This window comes from Nonomuraea sp. NPDC049646 (genome assembly GCF_044465525.1).
Taxonomy (GTDB): domain Bacteria; phylum Actinomycetota; class Actinomycetes; order Streptosporangiales; family Streptosporangiaceae; genus Nonomuraea.
Map to the genome: position 1 here is coordinate 1 of NZ_JBITLU010000031.1, position 18562 is coordinate 18562.

Here is an 18562-nt window from a genome sequence, read left to right on the forward strand (position 1 = left end):
CTTATACCGACCCCGGCCGGTTGTCCGGCCCCCCGCGGCGGGGGGCGGGGGGGGGGGGGGGGGGGGGGGGGGCGGCCCGCGCCCCCGCGCGGGGCGCGGGGGGGGGGGGCGCCGCCCCCCCCCCCGGCTCGGCCCGCGCCGCGTCTACCTGGCCGGGCTGGTCACGGTCGCGGCCGGCGGGCTGCTCGGCTACTGGGCGCCGACCCTCGGCCTGCTCGTGGCCGCCCGCGTGGTGATCGGCCTGGGCACCTCGGCCGCCTACCCGGCCGCCATGAGCATGGTCCGCCGCAGGTCGCAGCGGTCCGGCGGCGCCGCGCCCGCCTCGGTGATGGGCGCGCTGGCCATGGCCGGGCAGGTCAGCATGGTGCTCGGGCCGCCGCTCGGCGGGCTGCTCGACGCGCTCGGCGGCTGGCGCTGGATCTTCCTGGTCAACCTGCCGATGGCCGTGGCCGGGGTGGTCTCGGCGCTGCTGTGGCTGCCGCGCGACGAGCCGTACGAGCGCTCCGGCGCGGGCGGCGGCGGCAGCCTGCGCGACCTGGCCGGCAACCGGCCGCTGCTGGTCACCTACCTGCGCAACGCGGTGACCTTCATGGCCACCTACGGCTTCCTGTACGGCTGGACGCAGTGGCTGGAGCAGGGCAGAGGCTTGACGGCGGCGGTCGCCGGGCTGCTGCTGACGCCCACCTCGGCCGTGGGCGCGGTGGTCTCGGGACTGGCCGCGCGCGCCGACGGCACGTCGGTCAGGGCGCGCTGGATGTTGCCGGCCGGCGCCGCGGCCCTGCTGGCGGGCTGCGCCTGGCTGCCGGCGCTCGACGGCGGCGCGTCCATCCTGTCGTTGTGTCTGCTCAGCATGGTCTTCGGGGTGCAGAACGGGCTCAACATCGTCGGCAACCAGGCCGCCATGTACGCCCAGGCGCCGCCCGGCCAGATCGGCATGGCCGCCGGCCTGCTGCGCACCTCGCAGTACGCCGGGGCCATCTGCTCGGCGCTGCTCATCAGCGTGACCTACGGCGAGCGCGCCACCGACGAGGGGCTGCACCGGCTGGGTTTGGTCCTGACGGTCACCTCGGCGCTGCTGCTGGCCGGCACGCTCGTCGCGGCGATCCGCGCCGGTCGCGTCACCGGCGCCGGCGGGCGCGCGTGAGCGGGGAGGGGCCGGCCGCCACTCCCCGCCCGCGCGGTCCGCGCCGCCCGCTCAGCGGGGGCCGATCAGCTCGCTGATCGCGAACCCGGTCAGGCTGGTCACGTTGGCGCCGCCCACCGACAGGATCGTGGACGTGCCGGGCACGCGGTCCACCGCGTACGCGCCGGCGTACCCGGCAGACGGGCGGGCCGGGCCGCTGACCCGGGTCCACGAGGCGCCGTCGAAGTACAGGTAGGCGGGTGCGGTGGTGCCGCCGCCGGTCGGGAGGATCAGGTGGCCCGCGCCGTCGCCGCTGAGGCTCGCCGAGCCGTTGCCCGGGTCGCCGGGCAGCGCCGAGACGGTCCAGCGGGCGCCGTCGTAGCGGGCGATCGCCGGGGTGGCGGGCCGGTTGGTACGGGGCTGGTAGCCGCTGACCCAGATCCTGTCGGGGCCCTCGACGTACACGCCCCGGGGGCTGAGGCCCGGCCTGCCCAGCGAGCGCAGGGCCGTGCCGTCCCACAGGACGACGCCGTTCTCGGCGGCGAAGACGATCTGGTCGCCGCCGTCGACGGCGCGCAGCAGGCCCAGGTTCTCGGTGCGCGGGTAGACCGTCCAGGAGCCCTGGCGCAGGCGCAGGATGTCGGTGCCGCCGGTGTTCCTGTACCTGATCGACCAGAGCGAGCCGTCCTTGGTGGCGGCGATCGGGCCGGTCCACTCGTCGCCGGGCAGCGGGGGCGTCCAGCCGGGCGGGGGCGGGATCTCCGACCAGGCCGAGCCGTTCCAGTACGCCGAGCGCGGCCAGGAGACGTCGGCGATGGTCCTGCTGCCGGTGACGTACACCTGGTCCGGCGCGACGGCCGCGACGCAGCACGGGCTGGGCACGTCGTAGCCGGCGGTGAGCGGCAGCCTGGTCCAGGACGTGCCGTCCCAGCGCAGCACGGAGGTGTCCGGCGAGCCGTCGTAGCCGCGCCAGCCGACGGCGTAGGCGTGGGCGGCGTCCAGCACGTCGACGTTCCAGAGGGTGGTGGGGTCGCCGGGCGGGTCCACGGCCCGGAAGGACGGGGCAAGCAGCGCCTGGGCCGGGGTCGCCGCCGCCAGCGCGGCGGTGACGGCCAGGGCGGCGGCGGAGGCGCGGAGGACGCCACGGAAACGGGTCATGTCTTCTCCTGTGGGCGCGTTCCTGCGAACAAGGGCACGAGTGCGGGCGCGTTCCTGCGGGAAAGGGGGCACGCAGGACGGCCGGGACGGGCTCCGGGCACGAGAAAGCGGGCCGGTACCGACCGGCCCGCCCGGGATCCGCCCGCTCAGTCGTCGGATCTGACCCCGTCGGGGCCGATCGGGCCGAAGAACGAGCTGAAGTTGGCGGTCCCGTCGCCGAAGATGCCGCCGCGGCCCTCCACGACGCGGCCGTTCTCCCACCGCATCAGGTCCACACCCTCCATCTGCAGGTGCTCGTAGAAGGAGGTGCCGTCCGAGCCGGTGCGCCTGCGCACGGCGGTGCACCGGTTGACGTCGATGGTGTAGCCGTCCACCGGGTTGACCAGGCAGGCGATCTGCTCCATGCGCAGGGTGCCGCCGGCCAGCCGCTGCCAGGTCTTGATGAAGCCCATGAAGGCGTCCAGGCCGTCGTGCCATCCGGCGTACGGGTGGTTGCCGGGGGACTGGAACCGCACGTCGGGGTGCCAGTACTCCAGCGCGCGCTCGCGGTCGCCGGACCGCAGCGCCTGGTGTGCCGCCGCCAGTCGCTCAGCCGTCAGATCCGACATCGCTCTCCTCTCACTGCCTCGGGGGGTACTGCGTCGGGAGGTGCTGCCTCGGGGGTGCTGCCTCGGGTGCTACTGCATCGGGTGCTTGGCGAGGAAGGCCGAGACGCCTTCGCCGACCGCCCTCGGGTTCATGATCTGCAGGCCGTGGGTGGCGCCGACGATGCCGCAGCGCTCGGCCTGGGGCAGCCAGTTCATGAGGAAGTGCTGGGCCTCCCGGAAGCCGGGCATGGCCGCCTCACTGTCCAGGCCCATCACGGCCAGCACCGGCATCCGCGGCTTGTCCGGCACGAGCTGGTCGGCCTTGGACATGCGGAAGCCCCAGCCGCCCAGCGCCGGGAAGTCGACCTTGAACGTGACGTCCGCGCACTCCTCGACCCGCTCCCACACGTCGAGGGGGCAGGTCATGTCCACCGAGCCGAGGTAGCTCGGGCCGCAGACGGCGGCCATGAAGTCGCAGGCGGCGGTGAGCTTGTCGCCCTTCTGCACCAGCTCGATGGCCGTCATCACGGCGTCGTTGTTGGCCTTCTCGGCCTCGGCGCCCTCACGCGGCAGGTACGGCTCCAGCAGCACCGCCGAGTGCGTGCGCTCGGGGTAGGAGAGCATGAACTGGAAGCCGATCACCCCGCCGAAGGAGTACGACATGACGTGCGCCTTGTCGATGCCGAGGTGGTCGAGGAGCTGCTTGGCGTGCTCGGCGCCCTCCTCGATGCTGAGGCTGTCCTTCTCCAGCGTGCTGCCGTTGTAACCGGCGCGGTAATAGCTGATGAACTGGTACTTGTCCAGCAGCTCCGGGTTGTACTTCAGGAGCGGCGTGATGAGACCGTCCGAAATGGAGGTGCAGTGGATGCACAGGACGGGCTCGCCGCGCCCCACGACGGTGTAACGAAGTTCCGCGTTGCTGACCTTGACTCGCTTGTCGTGGTCGAGTTTCCAGTCTCGACCGGCGTACAAAGCATTCGCGCTCATGCCATTCCTCTCACGCGATCACTCGACCGTTTCTCGTGCCCGCTTGGCCATACTCAAGAATGGTTGCCATGGGCCATGGAGACGGTCAACGAGAGAGCCCGCGCCGGGGTATTCACCGCGAAATACGCCGGGGAACTCTGTCAAGTCGGCACGCGTGGAAGGCGGCGGCGGTCAGGGGAAGGACAGCTCGTACTCGACCTGCTCGACCGGGTTGCCGTCGCCGTAGTCGTGGGTGCGGGCGGCGCCGGACTCGGTGAAGCCGCTCTTGGCGTAGAACCGGCGCGCCTGAGGCGTGTCGCGCAGCGTCCACAGGTGCACCCCGGTGAAGCCCTCGTCGCGGATGCGGCGCAGGGTGTCGGTCATCAGGGCGGCGGCCACGCCCGTGCCCCAGCCGTCGGGATGGCCGTAGAAGCCGAGGATCTCCGCCGCGCGCGCCCGCGACGGCGAGGGCCCGAACCAGGAGAAGGCCAGCCGCCGCCCGTCGAGCGCGGCCAGCACCAGGCCCGCCGGGGTCTCGGCGAGCACGTCGTGCCATTTGCCGCGCCGGTGTCGCACGGCCTGGTCGAAGAAGTCGGGGGAGAAGAAGCCGGCGTAGGCGGCCTTCCAGGATTCGGCGTGGATCTCTCCCAGCGTCTCGCCGTCGCCCGGCGAGGCTGGGAACACTGTGAAAATTCCGGTCACAAGATCACACTAGTCGAGAGGTCCCGCGGGTGTCCGGCGGCGGAGCGCGGGCACGTACGGGTATGCACGCACGCGGGGCGGCGCTCGGCGCGTCGGCCGCCGCACGAGGCGTTCGAGGAGGTGCGGGCGGAGAAGCTGCGCGAGACGGCCGTCCGGGCGTGGCGGCCGGGTCGGTCGATCACGCGATCCCGGCCGCCGTGCCGCGGCCGGAGGTCATCCGTAGCGCGGGAGCGCGGAATGGAGGCTCGATGAGGTGGCTGGCTCGCGGGGAGGGGCAACTCCCGGCGGGGGAGGACCGGACGGGCGACGGGCGGCCCGCCGAGCACCCGCTCGCCCGCTGGACCGTCAGTCAGGCGCTGCACCTGGTCTGTCCCGGCCCCGCCGGTGACCCCGACGTGCGGCGCCGCCCCGACGGCGCGGCGCAGGCGTGGCGGGACGGCCGCCCGCTGCCGGTGGGCATCTCGATCACCAGCCGCGCCGGATGGGCGGTGTGCCTGCTCGGCCTGGAGCCGGGGGCCGTCGGCTGCGACCTGCAACGGGTCGAGCCGCGCGGCGCGGGGCTCGTCGCCGACCGGTTCACCCGCCAGGAGCAGCGGATCGCCGGCGACGACCCGCTGCTGGGCAGCCTGCTGTGGTCGGCCAAGGAGAGCGCGGCCGAGGTGCTGCGCCGCGCCGACCCCCGGGCGCTGGAGGTGTCGCTGGGCTGCGGGCGGCCCCGCGACGGGTGGAGCGCGCTGACCGTGCGCGCGGGCGGGCGCGGGGTGGCGCACGGGTGGTGGCGCCGGTTCGGGCCGCTCGTGCTGACCGTGGCGGCCGACCGTCCGACGCCGCCGCCGCGCGGGCTGGAGGAGCCGTCGGCGCTGGCCTCGGCGCTGGGGCCGGGCCGGCCTGCCGTCTCCTCGCCGGTCGGGTCGTACGCCGGGTGCGGCTCGCGGGCCGGCTGACCCGCCGCGGGGCTCAGGCCGACGGCGTCTGCGACCGGTAGGAGTGGCCGAGCTCCTCGCCGAGGCCGAAGTAGTGGCGGAAGTTGTACAGCAGCGGGCTCCACGCGGACGGGTCCACGTGCTGGGTGCCGGGGACGACGATCCGCGGGTCGGCGTGCACCCTGCGCACGACGGCCTCGACGATGACGAAGTCCGCGGACTCGTTCGGCGAGATCCGCACCGCGGCCGCCTCGAGCTGGAGGGGGCACTCGGCCACGCGCGGCGGCCGCACGGTCTGCGAGGGCTCGGGGCGCAGGCCCGCCGCGCCGAACTTGTCGGGCTCGAAGCGGCAGCCGGCCGCCTTGGTGTCGGGCACCGGGTCGCGGCCGGTGAGCGGCGCGAGCCGTTCCACCTGCGGCCACAGGTGCGGCGCCGGCAGGTTGACGACCAGTTCTGGCCGGTCGGCCAGGTTGCGCGCGGTCTGCCCGTCGGCGCCGAGCCCGAGCACGACGGTCCGGCCGAGCGCCCAGGCCGACGACATCGGGGCCAGGTTGGCCGAGCCGTCGGGGTTCTCCGTGCTCAGCAGCACGACCGGGGTGCCGAAGTAGAGGATGCTGGGCTCGATGGCGACGTGGCCGAGGGTTGCCGTGTTCATGGCAGGAGCCTAGGAACGCGACGTTCAACCGCCGGCCGAAATGTCTCCGTCGTTCTGATCTACATCGTAAAGGCGCCCGGCTGGGCCACGTACGCCACGCCCTTGCCGGACAGGCCGGCGCCCGCGACGGCCGGGACGAACGCCGACTCGCCCGGCCGCAGCGTCAGCTCGCCCCGATCCGGGATCAGGCGGGCCTCGCCCTCCAGGCACAACACGATCCGGGGCAGCCCGGCGGGCAGCTCGAAGGGGGCGGCCTCGGCCAGGTCGTAGCGCGTGAGGGCGAACTCGGGGGCGGGCGGGACGTAGCGCCACTCGCCGCCGGCCGGACGCTCGGGCTCGACCAGGTGCGGCTCGGCGGGCGTGAAGTCGACCACCCGCATCAGCTCGGGCGCGTCGACGTGCTTGGTGGTCAGCCCGCAGCGCAGGACGTTGTCGGAGCTGGCCATGATCTCCACGCCGACGCCGCCCAGGTAGGCGTGCGGCACGCCGGCGCCGAGGTAGAGGGCCTGGCCGGGCCGCAGGTCGACGTGGTTGAGCAGCAGCGCGGCCACGACTCCCGGGTCGCCGGGGCAGGCCGCGGCGAGGTCGGCGTACGGCGCCAGATCGGGGTCGGAGCTATCACTGAGGGCGTCCTCGACCTGGGCGCGCAGCGGCGCGGAGGCGTCGTCGAGCATCTGCGCGAACACCGCGCGCAGGGCCTCACCGGCGGGCCGGACGGCGAGCGCGTCGATCCAGGGCTGCAGGCCCGGCACGCCGAGCCGGGCGAGCAGCCCGGCGGTGACGACGGGGGAGCGGAAGCCGCACAGCCCGTGGAAGGGCGTGACCGCGCAGACCATCTCGGGCTTGTGCGAGCGGTCCTTGTAGGTGCGGGCCGGGTCGCCGATCGGCACGCCGCGCGCCTCCTCGGCGGCGAACCCGGCCTCGGCCTGCGCGATCGTGGGGTGGACCTGGAGCGACAGCGGCCGGGCCACCGCGAGCACCTTCAGCAGGTACGGCAGCGCGGGCCCGAACCTCGCCACCGCCGGCGCGCCGAGTGCGGCGACGGGGTCGCCGGCGATGAGCCGGTCGAGGGGCACGCCGCCGGCGATCGACGGGTCGGCGGGATGGGCGCCCATCCAGAGCTCGGCCTGCGGGCGGCCGGTCGGCTCGGTGCCGAACAGCTCGGGCATGGCGGTGACGGAACCCCAGTCGTAGGGCCGGATCGTGGTGTCCAGGCGCAGGGGCAGTTCGAACGTCGGCACAGGGCAGGAGCGTAGTCGCCGGCGGCCGCTCCCGCGCGGCCGGGGCCGGGAGCACCGTTCGAGCGGGCCACGATCCGCGACATCGCCGAGTCGGCGGGGGGCTCGCTCGGCCTGTCCGCGCCGGAGGGCGGGCGCCTGCTGATGCGCACGCTGATCGAGGTCTACTCCCAGCCGGTGCTCGGCCCGGAGGCCGCCGCCGAGGCGCGCGCCTGGCTCGGCTGACCCGCGATCAGCGCGGCCCGGCTGCGCTCGTCCGGCCAGACCGACGCGAGGTCGACGTACGGGCGCAGCAGGCCGGTCAGCTCGGGGTCGCCGCGGCCGTTGAGCTCCTCGGATGCGATCTTGCGCGCCACCCCGGCGACGATGTCGGCCACCTGGACGCGGGGGTCCAGGTGCGAGGCGACCAGCGTCAGGCTGGTCAGCACCAGCGGGCCGGCGGGGCCGTCCGGACGGGCCAGCAGCAGCCGCAGCCGCTCGATGCGCTCCTCGGTCAGCGTCGTCTGCCGGTCGTGCACCACCGAGACGGGACGGCCGCCCGCGCCCCAGTGGGCGACCGCGTGCGCGATGGCCGGGATCAGCGGGTCGAGCGCGGGGAAGACGTGCGGGTCGTCGAGCAGGCGCGCGGTGAAGGCGTCCACGAGCGGCCGGGCGGCCCACAGAGCGTCCATGATCTCGCCGGCCGGGCCGGGGGTGGTGCGCAGGTCGGCGACCAGCTCGAAGACCGACTCGGCGGAGATCTCGGGGCCGCGGCCGTTCCTGGCCCGCAGCAGGTGGTTGAAGGCGTCGAGGAAGGCCGTCCAGCGGGCGGGGCCGAAGGCGCGGCGGCCCTCCTGGTAGAGGGTGACGGCCAGGGCGGCCGAGCGTTCGTTTTGGTCGAGGCCGAGGCTGGAGTGGTGGCCGGTGAGCAGGTCGGTCACCTTGCTCACGGCGAAGTACGCCTTGTCGGTCAGGTGGACGCGGGCCCGTCCGAGGATGGGGCCGGACGGGCCGAGCAGCCAGACCAGGGTGGCCCGGTTCTTCTCGCGCAGCACGTGCCCGGCCTTGTACTCGGTGACCGGGGAGGGCGCCCTGAGGCGCAGCTCGCGTACGCACTCGGCCGCGGCGGTCACGTCGAGGGAGACGCCGGCGTGGGCGAACACGTCGGTGTTGCCGCCGACGAGCTTCTCGCCCTCCGCGCCGGACTCGTCGCAGGCGATCTCGACGGGCTGGCCGTCCGGCGCGCGGCTCCGCATGACTTCCATGGTCACTGGCGAACCTACCCAAACCGCCCTTCCTCCCGCGAGACATTTTCCGTCCGCCCCCTGGCGGCGGAACCGGCGGGCGGACGGGTAAGGACCGGACGGTAGGTGCGGCAGTCCGGAGGGAGAGCATCGCGCGTGAGCATCAACGTGACCGTCTGGGGCGAGAACGTACACGAGCAGCGGGAGGAGGAGGTGCGCCGCCGCTACCCCGAGGGCATGCACGGCGCGGTCGCCGCCGGCCTGCGCGAGCACCTGGGGGAGCGGGTGCGCGTGCGCACCGCGACCTTGCAGGACCCCGAGCACGGCCTCGACGCCGCGACGCTGGCCGGCACCGACGTGCTCACCTGGTGGGGGCACGCGGCGCACGAGGAGGTGGACGACGAGGTCGTGGCGCGGGTGTGCGAGCGCGTCTGGGCCGGGATGGGCCTGCTGGTGCTGCACTCGGGCCATTACTCCAAGGTCTTCCGCGCCCTCATGGGCACCACCTGCACGGTCAACTGGCGCGACAGCGCCGACCGCGAGCTGGTCTGGACGGTCGAGCCGGCCCACCCGATCGCCGCGGGCGTGCCCCAGCCGCTGGTCATCCCCGAGCAGGAGACCTACGGCGAGCCGTTCGGCGTCCCGGCGCCCGACGAGCTGGTGTTCGTCAGCTCCTTCTCCGGCGGCGAGGTGTTCCGCAGCGGCTGCTGCTACCGGCGCGGCAAGGGACGCGTCTTCTACTTCAGCCCCGGCGACCAGAACTACCCGGTCTTCCACCAGCCGGGCGTGCGGCGGATCCTGGCCAACGCGGTGGTGTGGGCGGCACCGGCCGAGGGCGCGGGCGAACCGCTGCGCAACACCCGCGTCGCCGTGGGCGACTGGTGACCTACCTTCGGCCGGGCATGACGATGACGACCTTGCCGGTCACGTGGCCGGACCGCAGGTGGTCCATCGCGTCGGAGAAGCCGGCCAGCGGGAACGTCCTGCCGACCACGGGGGTGAGCTCCCCTGTGGCGGCGAGGCCGGCCAGGTGGCGCAGGTCCGCCGGGTCGGTCCTGGTGATCGGGGCGCGCAGGGTGTGCCGGACGAACGGCGACAGCGCCGTCGCCCGGAGCTGGCGGCCGGTGCCGTGCAGCCAGCGGCCGGAGGCGTTCTCGCCGCCGACGATCACGAGCGTGCCCCGGCGGGTGAGCAGCCGCCGCAGGTCCCGCAGCCGGCGGTTGCCCGCGGTGTCGAGGACGACGTCGTAGCGGCCGGGGCCGGCGGCCGGGTCCTGGCGGGTGTAGTCGACGACCTCGTCCGCGCCGAGTGAGCGGATGAGGTCGCCCTTGCCGGGGCCGCAGACGCCGGTGACGTGCGCGCCCTGCGCCTTGGCGAGCTGGACGGCGAACGTCCCCACCCCGCCGCCCGCGCCGATGACCAGCACGCGCTGCCCCGGGCGCAGGCGGGCGTGGTCGCGCAGCGCCTGGAGCGCGGTCAGGCCGCCGGTGGGGACGGCGGCGGCCTCGGCCGACAGGCCGGCCGGCCTCGGGACGAGCCGGTCCGCGCGGGCGACGGCGTGCTCGGCGAGCGCGCCGTCGCAGACGCCGAAGACCTCGTCGCCGGCCGCCAGGCCGGTGACCCCCGGGCCGACGGCCTCGACGGTCCCGGCGACGTCGCGGCCGAGGAGGGGTGAGCGGGGGCGGCGCAGCCCGGTGGCGAGGCGGACGGGGTAGGGCAGCCCGGCGCCGAGGTGCCAGACGCCGTGGTCGAGGCAGGCGGCGTGCACGCGCAGGAGCGCTTCGCCGGGGCCGGGGGCGGGACGGTCGAGGTCGGTGAGGGCCGGGGGGCCGTAGACGTGCCGGGTGATGGCCTTCAAGGCAGGTCTCCATGTCAAAGAAAGTAGACATGATGAACGTAAAAGAAGGCGGACATCGTGTCAATGATTTTGTACATCTCTCGGCTCGGAGGGGCTGCCTGATGTGACACGCCGGAGCCTTCCACCCGATAACCCGAAATATCGGTATCGCTACCGATAACGGTACGGATGGGAGGCGGAGTTACCCTCTGCCCACCCCCCACCACGGCGGGCCGCCTGTTCGCCGGCTCCGCCGGCCTCAGGCCGGCGCGGCCTCCGCACCCTGGATCCGCGCCCGGACCGGTCCCGGCTCCCGGCGACCGGCGGCCTGCTTCGGTCACCCCTCACGTGGAGGTGTCCCCCGCATGAGTCCTTCCCGATGGAGAGCGGCGGCCACGGCGTTGATCGCCGCGCTGGCCGTCGTCGCGCCGGCGACCCCGGCCCCCGCCCTCGCCCAGACCCCCGCCCTCGCACAGGCCCCCGCCGCCGCACCCCTGCGCGCGCACATCGACAGCCGGGTCTCCCCGGCCGGCGAGGAGGTCCTCGCCGACCTGACCCTGCCCTACGGCGCCGCCGGACGGAGCTGGAGCGCGCGCGTCACCCGGCCCGGCTCCCGCTACGTCAAGGTGCACTTCGCCGCGCTCACCCTCGTGCCCGGCGACTACGTCACCGTCGCCTCGCCGGACGGCCGCGAGACCCACACCTACTACGGCGACCCCACCCGCGGACGCTATCCGGCCGGCTCCGGGTACACGCTGCACGGCGTCCCCGGCTTCGCCGCGCTCTCCGTGGACGGCGACACGGCGGTGGTCACCCTGCACGCGTCCGGGCCGCGCAACGCCGTCCGGCTGGCCCGGCAGGGCTTCGGCGTGCGCATCGACCGGTACTTCCGCGGCTACACCACCGCGGAGGCCGCGGCCCTGACACCGCGGACGTTCAGCGTCTGCGGCACCGACGCGCGGCGGGACGTCGTCTGCTACAAGGACAGCAACCCCACCGAGTACGCCCGCAGCCGCGCCGTGGCCCGCCAGCTCCTCAACGGCCTCGGCTACTGCACGGCCTGGCGGGTCGGCAACACCAACCGCATGCTGACCAACCACCACTGCATGGAGAGCGCCGCCGACCTGAGCGCCAGCGAGTTCCAGTTCGACTACGACTGCGCCACCTGCGGCGGCAACGACCCGGGCGCCGGGACGAAGGTCGGCGGCGGCCAGTTCCTGAAGACCAGCGCGCTCGAAGCGCTCGACTACACGCTCTTCAGCGTCGCCGACTTCGCCGCGATCCAGCAGTTCGGCACCCTGTACCTCGATCCGCGTCCCCCGGTGGCGGGCGAGCGCATATACATCCCCGGCCACGGCGACACCCTCCCCAAGCGCCTGTCCCTGTACGAGGACACGCAGGGCGGCGCGGCCTGCAAGATCGACGTGGTGTCGTCGGGCGTCAACACCGGCTACCGCTGTGACACCTCCGGCGGGAACTCCGGCTCCCCGGTGATCGCCGCCTCCAGCCACAAGGTGATCGCGCTGCACCACCTCGGCGGCTGCCCCAACTGGGGGACCCGGATCACCGAGGTCTACAACGAGATCTCCGGCCTGATCGACAACACCCCGCCCAACGGCGGCGGCGACGACTTCGCGATGTCGCTGTCGCCCGCGAGCGGCGGCGTCACGCCGGGCGGGTCGACCACGAGCACGATCTCCACGTCCGTCACGCGCGGCGGGCCGCAGCAGATGCAGTTCGCGGCCTCCGGGCTGCCGGCGGGGGCCGCCGTGACGTTCGCGCCGCCCACCGTCCAGTCGGGCGGCACGTCCGTCATGACGGTCTCCACCTCCGCGCAGACGCCCGGCGGCGTCTACACGATCACGGTCACCGGCATCGGCCCGGCCGCCACCCACACGGCCGCGTTTGTCCTGTCCGTGGCCGTCGCGGGCGGCTGCTCCGGCTACGAGACCACCAAGTCCGGGACGCTGGCCTCCGGGGCGGAGCAGTACCAGCCGGACGGCGGGTATCTGCAGACCACCGTCACCGGCCCGCACCAGGCGTGCCTAGACGGCCCGTCCGGCGCCGACTTCGACCTGTACCTGCAACGCTGGAACGGGTCCACGTGGGCGACGGTCGCGCAGAGCGCCGGGTCGGGAGCCGACGAGACGCTCACCTACACCGGGGCGGCCGGCTACTACCGCTACCGGGTGCACTCCTACTCCGGCACAGGTCCGTACACCTTGGGCTACAACGCTCCCTGACCCACGAACAGACGGCTGGAACGCCGCCATGACCCTCCCCGGCCTCGGGCTACAACGCTCCCTGATCCACGAACAGGCGCCCGGACATCCCGGTCAGGGCCGACCATGACCGGGATGTCGGGGCCTTGGAGCGCGTTCGGGGCGGCTGTTTCGGTCGGCGCTGTCCGGCGGGTTGGCGTCCGGGCGCTGGAGGTCGTTCGGGGCGGCTGTTTCGGTCGGCGCTGTCCGATGGGCAGGCGTCCGGGCGTCGGAGGGCGTTCCGGGCGATGCCGACCCATGGACAGGCGGGCGGGTGGCGTCGAGATTGGGCGGGAGGCACGGTTCGCACGGACGCGGGAGCGCGGATGAGGATCATGGAACTCGTCTCGGTGGACGGCTGCATCGCCTTCGACCTGGACTGCCCGGTCAGCGCGGGCGGCACCCGGCTGGCGCCGGACGTCACCCGTGAGGAGGCGGGGCTGCTGGCGCGGGCGATGACGTACAAGCTGGCCGTGCTCGGCGAGCGGATCGGCGGCGCCAAGGCGGTGCTGCGGGCCTCGCCGGCCGACCGGGCGGGCACGGTGGCGCGCTTCTGCCGGGAGATCGCGCCGCTGGTCGAGAAGGGTACCTTCCTCACCTCCTCGGACCTCGGCACGCGGACGCAGGACTTCGCGCCGCTGCCCGGGTACCGGCCCGACTCGATCATGCACGGGGAGGACGGCGGCGAGCTGGTGGACACCGTCGTGACCGGGCTGGGCGTGGTCGTGGCCGCCGGAACGGCCCTCGGCGGCCTGGACGGTCGGACGTTGGCCGTGGAGGGCTTCGGCAAGGTGGGCAGCGCCGTCGTCCGGGAGGCGGCGCGGCGCGGCGCGCGCCTGGTCGCCCTGTCCACCCTGCACGGGTGCGTCATCGACCCCGCCGGGCTGGACGTCGCGGCCCTGGAAGAACTGCGCGCCGAGCACGGCGACGCGTGCGTGACCCGGCTCGGCCTGCCCGTGCTGCCCCCGGAGGCGTTGTACGAGGTGGCCGCCGACGTGCTGGTCCCCGGGGCGCGAACCGGCGCCCTGTCGGCGCGGCGGGCGGCGACGGTGGGGGCCGCCCTGGTCGCACCGGCCGCGAACGTCCCCTACACCGCCCGGGGGCTGCGGACGCTGGGGGAGCGGGGCGTGGTGGCGCTGGCGGACTTCGTCTGCGGCGCGGGGGCCACGATCGGCTACCTCGCCGAACGGGCGGGCACGGTCTCCACCGCGGACGAGGTCGGCCACCTGGTCGAGAACCGCGTCGCGGAGATCACCGCCGCCGCCCTGTCCCACGCCGAGGGCCCGTACACCGGCGCCTGCACCCTGGCCCAAGCCTTTCTCACAACCTGGCAACCCCCACCCACCCCACCCTTGGCCCCCGACCCAGAGGACCCCTGACACGGGAACGCCCCCGGGCGGGCGGCGGCCTCTGGGCGGGTGACGGCCCTGAGCGGGGGGCTCCTGAATAGGTGACGGCTCCTGAGCCCATCGGCGGTCCCCGGGCCTGGGGAGGCGGTCTTCTGGCGCGCAGGCCGGACCTCAGGCGGGGGCGTAGGTGGAGAGGGCGGGTTCGAGGAGGTCGAAGGCGCGGGTGGCGTCGGTGGCGATCGTGCCGGCGATGCGGTCGTTGGGCAGGCCCGCCAAAGTGAGCTCGTGGATGCGCTGGAACAGCACCCGGTGCACGGTCCCCAGCAGCCCGGCGGCGGTCTGGACGGTGATGTCGCCGACCGCGGCTCCCGTGGCGTCGGCGAGGGCCTGGGCGAGGTGCTGTTCGCGCTGGTCGTGCAGGCCGCGCAGGCAGGACGTCAGGGTGGGGCTGTCGGCGATCATGCGGGCGAACTCCGGTCCGGAGAACCCGGCCACCGGGTCCTGGGCCGCGACCGAGGCCAGGAAGGCACGTCGTAGAGCGGACAGGGCCGACTCGCCGGGACCGCGGGTGGCGACGGCGTCGGCCAGGGCGGACGTGAACGCCTCCTGATGGTCGAAGGCCAGGTCCTCCTTGCGCGGGAAGTAGTTGGTGACCGTCTTCTTGGCGATGCGGGCGGCGGTGGCGATCTCGGCGATGGTGGTCTGCTCGAACCCCTGGGTGATGAACAGCCTGGTGGCGTGGTCGGAGATGAGCTGCCGGGTCTCCTGCTTCTTGGATTCGCGGAGGCCGGGTGCGGGCGAGGTCTCGTGAGCCATGAAGCAATCTTACCCTCGTCGTATTTTTACGTTGACACACCTCAGCTACTCGGGCTATATTTACGTCCGTCGTAAGTTTGCGACCGACGAACGAAAAAGGAGAAACCTGGTTGGAACTCAAGCTCTTCCCGCCTGCGGCTTTCAAGATCGACCTTGGGGCGTCGGAGGGCCGCGACCGCAAGTCGCAGCGCTCTTCCCTCCCCGGCGGGGGACTCCGCCGACCGTCCGCCGACCATGGCGCACGCGGATGGCAGGACCCGCAAGTGACCCGCAACCTCCCCCGCCGCCGCGCTCACTGATCCCCCGCCTCCCCGCAACGACCGCCCCTCGTCCCTGACCACGGTCACCGCTGACCCCTGACCCCGGTCACCGCTGACCCCGTCCGCCGCCTCCCCGCCCGGCACGTCCACGGCGGGGGCCGTTCGAACCGGCGGATCGTGTTTCGCTCAGCCGTTCTCATCCCTCATGGAGACCTTCTTGCAGATCACCACGTCCACCGTCTCGCTCACCGTCGCCGACGTCGCCGCCTCCCAGGCGTTCCTCACCGAGCACCTGGACTACACCGTCCGGGTCGCAGCGGACGGGTTCGCCTCGCTCACCCGCGCCGACGCGATGGACATCGTGCTGCTCGCCCGCGGCATCGAGGTCCTGCCGCCGGAGCAGCGCGACCAGCACGCCTCCGGCCTCATCCTGGCCTTCACCCTGGACGGCGGCCTGGACGGGCAGGAGAAGCTGCTGCGTGACGCGGGCGTCGAGATCACCATGCCGCTGCGCGAGGAGCCCTGGGGCGAGCGCCTGTTCCAGGTGACCGACCCCAACGGCATCATCATCCAGTTCGTCGAGTGGGTGGCTCCCGCCTGACCGGGGCCGCCTCAGCCGGTCTCGCGGGCCTGGCCGTCGAGGAAGTCCGCCACGAGCGCCGCGAACTCCGCCGCCTGGTGCTCCAGCGGGATCACGCCGCCCTTGACCACGGCCTGGGTGCTGTGGGGAAGGGCGGCGGCCAGGCGTTCCAGCTCGGGGAAGGCGAAGGGGTCGTCGGTGGCGCCGACGAGCAGCACCGGGCAGCGGACCAGCCCGACCCGCTCCTCCATCCGGTACGCGGCCACCGCCTCGTGCCCGCGCTCCACCTCCGGCAGGACCGTCAGCGCGTCGCGGACGAAACGGGTCAGCAGCGGCCACGGGTAGTAGGGGGCCCGTCGGCTCCACAACTCGCCCAGATGGGAGCCGTCGGACTGCTCGCGCACGGCGTCGATGGAGGGATGGCCCGCCCGACGCCGACGCCCCTCCGGGTCGACCATCGGCGTGGACGACAGCACCAGGGCGGTGACGCGGTCGGGCGCGCGCGCCGCCGTCTCGACCGCGACGACGCCGCCCGTGTGGTGCCCGGCCACGGCGGCTCGCGGCAGGTCGAGGGCGTCCATCAGGGCCAACACGCCGGCGGCGTAGGTCTCGATCGAGTGCTCGGGCGGGCGGGCGGAGTTGCCGAAGCCGAGCGTGTCCATGGCGATGGCCCGCCGGGTGCGGCCGAGCAGGGGGAGCACCTCGCGGTATTCGTCCCATGAGCGGGGGGTCTGGTGCAGCAGGAGCACCGGCTCGCCCGTGCCGCACGTGGCGTGGTGGATCTGGCCGAACGGGGTGTCGGCATAGCCGAATCTGATCACGGCGTCTCCTCCTGTCTGTCACCAGGGGCGGACCGGCCCCGTCTCGCGGACGATCAACGCCGGGGTGCCCCCGGCGGTCCTCACGATCGCAGACGGAACCCCGCCGCGCATCAGCCCGTGGTCTGACCTTGCGCACCACCCACCGCCCCCGTCGGGCAGAGCGCGGACGGCCCCGCTACCCGATCCGGTACCCCACGCCCGGCCGGGTGCTGATCACCGGCGGGTCGCCCAGCTTGCGGCGCAGGCGGCCGACGGTGACGGTCACGGTGTTGGTGAACGGGTCGGCGTGCTCGTCCCAGACCTGTTCGAGCAGGGCCTCGGTGCTCAGGAAGCCGGGCGACGCGCGCAGCAGCGCCTCCAGCACGGCGAACTCCTTGACCGACAGCTCCACCGGACGTCCGTCCCGGGTGACGGTGTGCCGCTGCGGGTCGAGCTCGATCCCGGCCCCGCGCAACGTGCGCGGCCGGGCGCCGGGACGGCGGCGCGCCAGCGCCCTCACCCGCAGCACCAGCTCAGGGAAGTGGAAGGGCTTGGCCAGGTAGTCGTCGGCGCCCAGGGTCAGCCCGCTCACCCGGTCGCCGGGCGAGCCGGCCGCGGTCAGCATCAGGACCATGGGGCGTTCGTCCTGGTCGGTGAGCATCTGGCAGAGGGTGTCGCCGTGGATGCCCGGCAGGTCGCGGTCGAGCAGCACCACGTCGTAGGGGGCGAGGTCGAGCTTGGCCGCCGCCTCCAGCCCGTCGTGGGCGACGTCCACGGCCATGCCCTGGTCGCGCAGGCCCTCGGCGAGCACGGCGGCCAGCGCCCGCGCGTCCTCCACCACCAGCACCCTCATGCCGGCAGCCGAACCGTGGCGCGCAGCCCGCCCTCGGGGCGCGCCGCGAGGTCGAGGCCGCCGCCGTGCGCCTGCGCGACGGCCGCGACGATCGACAGGCCGAGCCCCGAGCCGTCCCCCGACCCGGTGCGGTCCGCGCCGAGCCGCTGGAACGGCCGTCCGAGCCGCGCCACCTGCCCGGGGTCGAGCCGGTCCCCGCCGGACTCCACGACCAGGCGTGCCCACCGCCCGTCGGCCGCGGCCTCGACCCTGATCCAGCCGCCCTCCTGGTTGTGGACGATCGCGTTGTCGACGAGGTTGTGCACCATCCGCGTGACCAGCGCGACGCTGCCCCGCGTCCGCACGCCCTCCGCGACGCCCTCGTCGTCCAGGGTGAGGCGGCGGGCCGCGAGGTCGGCGGCGCGGGCGTCCAGGGTGTGCCGCACCAGGTCGTCGAGGATGATCGCCGCGGCGTCGGGCAGGCTGCCGTGCTGGGCGCGGGCCAGCGCGAGCAGGCCCTCCAGGAGCCGGTCGACCTGGTCGAGGTCGGTGCGCAGCCGGTCGGCCAGCGCCAGCGTCTGCGTCGGTACGGGGTCCGGCTTGGCGACGGTCACGTCCAGCCGCGCCCGCATGGTGGCCAGCGGGGTGCGCAGCTCGTGCGAGGCGTCGGCGACGAACCGGCGCTGCGCGGCGAAGGCGCCCTCCAGCCGGGCGAGCAGCCCGTCGATGGTGTCGGCCAGGTCCTTGACCTCGTCGGCCGGGCCCGGGACGGCCAGGCGTTCGTGCAGGTTGTCGGCGGAGATGCGGCGGGTGGCGGCGGTGATCGTACGCAGCGGGCGCAGCACCCGGCCCGCGACCACCCGGCCGAGCACGATCGACACCACGGCCATGACGGCCAGCGCGAGCACCGACCCCGCCAGGAGCTGACGCGACTGCGTGGCGTGCACGTCGGCGAGCTGGGCCTGGAGCAGGGCGATGTGCTCCGCGGCGGCGGCCGGGGCCGGCCGGCCGCCGGGCCCGCCCGGCACCGGCTGGGTCCGCGACAGCGGCGTGCCGACGAGGTTGACCAGGACCAGCAGGCCCGCGCCTGAGGCGAGGAACAGCCCGCCGTACAGGAGGGTGAAGCGCAGCCGCACCGTACGTGCGGGCAGCCTGGGACGTGGCGGCATCTGTCTCCTTCCGGGGACTCCAGGATGCCGCCACCGACCTAACACCGGCATGACGGGGTCGGCCCCCGCTCACACCCGCGGCC

At 74.1% G+C, this 18562-nt stretch carries 18 protein-coding genes; 6 read left to right on the forward strand and 12 right to left on the reverse strand.

What is annotated here, in order from left to right; all coding sequences use genetic code 11:
- Nucleotides 1-1144: MFS transporter (locus ACIBQ8_RS48920; protein ID WP_397195626.1), on the forward strand; the 1144-nt coding region annotated here is incomplete at its 5' end.
- 51 nt (nt 1145-1195) lie between these two features.
- On the opposite strand, the gene ACIBQ8_RS48925 is transcribed toward ACIBQ8_RS48920, so the two are convergent.
- The 4 genes from ACIBQ8_RS48925 to ACIBQ8_RS48940 all read right to left on the reverse strand — a co-directional run bounded on the left by ACIBQ8_RS48925 (nt 1196) and on the right by ACIBQ8_RS48940 (nt 4536).
- Nucleotides 1196-2281 carry a hypothetical protein gene (locus ACIBQ8_RS48925; protein WP_397179062.1) on the reverse strand — a complete coding sequence of 362 codons (1086 nt, stop codon included), beginning with the start codon at nt 2279-2281 and terminating at the stop codon, nt 1196-1198.
- 146 nt (nt 2282-2427) lie between these two features.
- Complete coding sequence (locus tag ACIBQ8_RS48930; RefSeq protein WP_397195627.1) at nt 2428-2889, reverse strand: nuclear transport factor 2 family protein; 462 nt, start codon at nt 2887-2889, stop codon at nt 2428-2430.
- 69 nt (nt 2890-2958) lie between these two features.
- The gene (locus tag ACIBQ8_RS48935; protein WP_352363708.1) at nt 2959-3855 is read right to left on the reverse strand and encodes an alpha/beta hydrolase; all 897 of its coding nucleotides are present in this window, start codon (nt 3853-3855) and stop codon (nt 2959-2961) included.
- A gap of 171 nt (nt 3856-4026) precedes the next feature.
- Nucleotides 4027-4536, reverse strand: a complete 510-nt coding sequence (locus ACIBQ8_RS48940; RefSeq protein ID WP_397195628.1) for a GNAT family N-acetyltransferase — start codon at nt 4534-4536, stop codon at nt 4027-4029.
- Between the two features lie 248 nt (nt 4537-4784).
- Here ACIBQ8_RS48940 and ACIBQ8_RS48945 point away from each other — a divergent pair, with 248 nt between their 5' ends.
- Nucleotides 4785-5480: a hypothetical protein gene (locus ACIBQ8_RS48945; RefSeq protein ID WP_397179065.1), complete on the forward strand. Its 696-nt coding sequence runs from the start codon at nt 4785-4787 to the stop codon at nt 5478-5480.
- Nucleotides 5481-5493: 13 nt separating this feature from the next.
- Here the strand turns inward: ACIBQ8_RS48945 and ACIBQ8_RS48950 are convergent, their stop codons facing one another.
- The 3 genes from ACIBQ8_RS48950 to ACIBQ8_RS48960 all read right to left on the reverse strand — a co-directional run bounded on the left by ACIBQ8_RS48950 (nt 5494) and on the right by ACIBQ8_RS48960 (nt 8587).
- Nucleotides 5494-6114, reverse strand: a complete 621-nt coding sequence (locus ACIBQ8_RS48950; protein ID WP_397179066.1) for a flavin reductase family protein — start codon at nt 6112-6114, stop codon at nt 5494-5496.
- Nucleotides 6115-6173: 59 nt separating this feature from the next.
- Nucleotides 6174-7355: a mannose-6-phosphate isomerase, class I gene (gene manA, locus ACIBQ8_RS48955; protein WP_397195629.1), complete on the reverse strand. Its 1182-nt coding sequence runs from the start codon at nt 7353-7355 to the stop codon at nt 6174-6176.
- Between the two features lie 161 nt (nt 7356-7516).
- The gene (locus ACIBQ8_RS48960) at nt 7517-8587 is read right to left on the reverse strand and encodes a hypothetical protein (protein WP_397195630.1); all 1071 of its coding nucleotides are present in this window, start codon (nt 8585-8587) and stop codon (nt 7517-7519) included.
- 144 nt (nt 8588-8731) lie between these two features.
- Between ACIBQ8_RS48960 and ACIBQ8_RS48965 the strand changes: the two genes are divergently transcribed.
- Complete coding sequence (locus tag ACIBQ8_RS48965) at nt 8732-9460, forward strand: ThuA domain-containing protein (RefSeq protein WP_397179069.1); 729 nt, start codon at nt 8732-8734, stop codon at nt 9458-9460.
- A 1-nt stretch (nt 9461) separates the two neighbouring features.
- Here ACIBQ8_RS48965 and ACIBQ8_RS48970 read toward each other — a convergent pair whose 3' ends face one another.
- The gene (locus ACIBQ8_RS48970; protein ID WP_397195631.1) at nt 9462-10433 is read right to left on the reverse strand and encodes an NAD(P)-dependent alcohol dehydrogenase; all 972 of its coding nucleotides are present in this window, start codon (nt 10431-10433) and stop codon (nt 9462-9464) included.
- A gap of 344 nt (nt 10434-10777) precedes the next feature.
- On the opposite strand from ACIBQ8_RS48970, the gene ACIBQ8_RS48975 reads away from it, so the two are divergent.
- Entirely contained in the window at nt 10778-12655 is a 1878-nt protein-coding gene (locus ACIBQ8_RS48975; protein WP_397195632.1) for a trypsin-like serine peptidase, read from the forward strand.
- Nucleotides 12656-12999: 344 nt separating this feature from the next.
- On the forward strand, nt 13000-14052 hold the full coding sequence (locus ACIBQ8_RS48980; protein WP_397195633.1) for a Glu/Leu/Phe/Val dehydrogenase dimerization domain-containing protein: 1053 nt from the start codon (nt 13000-13002) through the stop codon (nt 14050-14052).
- A gap of 141 nt (nt 14053-14193) precedes the next feature.
- Here ACIBQ8_RS48980 and ACIBQ8_RS48985 read toward each other — a convergent pair whose 3' ends face one another.
- Nucleotides 14194-14838 (reverse strand): TetR/AcrR family transcriptional regulator, encoded by a 645-nt coding sequence (locus tag ACIBQ8_RS48985; RefSeq protein ID WP_397195634.1) that lies wholly within the window; start codon nt 14836-14838, stop codon nt 14194-14196.
- A gap of 477 nt (nt 14839-15315) precedes the next feature.
- Between ACIBQ8_RS48985 and ACIBQ8_RS48990 the strand changes: the two genes are divergently transcribed.
- The gene (locus ACIBQ8_RS48990; RefSeq protein WP_397195635.1) at nt 15316-15699 is read left to right on the forward strand and encodes a VOC family protein; all 384 of its coding nucleotides are present in this window, start codon (nt 15316-15318) and stop codon (nt 15697-15699) included.
- A gap of 11 nt (nt 15700-15710) precedes the next feature.
- Here the strand turns inward: ACIBQ8_RS48990 and ACIBQ8_RS48995 are convergent, their stop codons facing one another.
- The 3 genes from ACIBQ8_RS48995 to ACIBQ8_RS49005 all read right to left on the reverse strand — a co-directional run bounded on the left by ACIBQ8_RS48995 (nt 15711) and on the right by ACIBQ8_RS49005 (nt 18479).
- A complete protein-coding gene (locus ACIBQ8_RS48995; protein WP_397195636.1) occupies nt 15711-16499 on the reverse strand; it encodes an alpha/beta fold hydrolase in 789 nt (262 codons plus the stop codon).
- Between the two features lie 175 nt (nt 16500-16674).
- Nucleotides 16675-17331 (reverse strand): response regulator transcription factor, encoded by a 657-nt coding sequence (locus ACIBQ8_RS49000; protein ID WP_397179076.1) that lies wholly within the window; start codon nt 17329-17331, stop codon nt 16675-16677.
- Nucleotides 17328-18479 carry a sensor histidine kinase gene (locus tag ACIBQ8_RS49005; protein WP_397195637.1) on the reverse strand — a complete coding sequence of 384 codons (1152 nt, stop codon included), beginning with the start codon at nt 18477-18479 and terminating at the stop codon, nt 17328-17330. Before ACIBQ8_RS49005 ends, ACIBQ8_RS49000 begins: the two co-directional genes overlap by 4 nt.
- Nucleotides 18480-18562 lie beyond the last annotated feature (83 nt).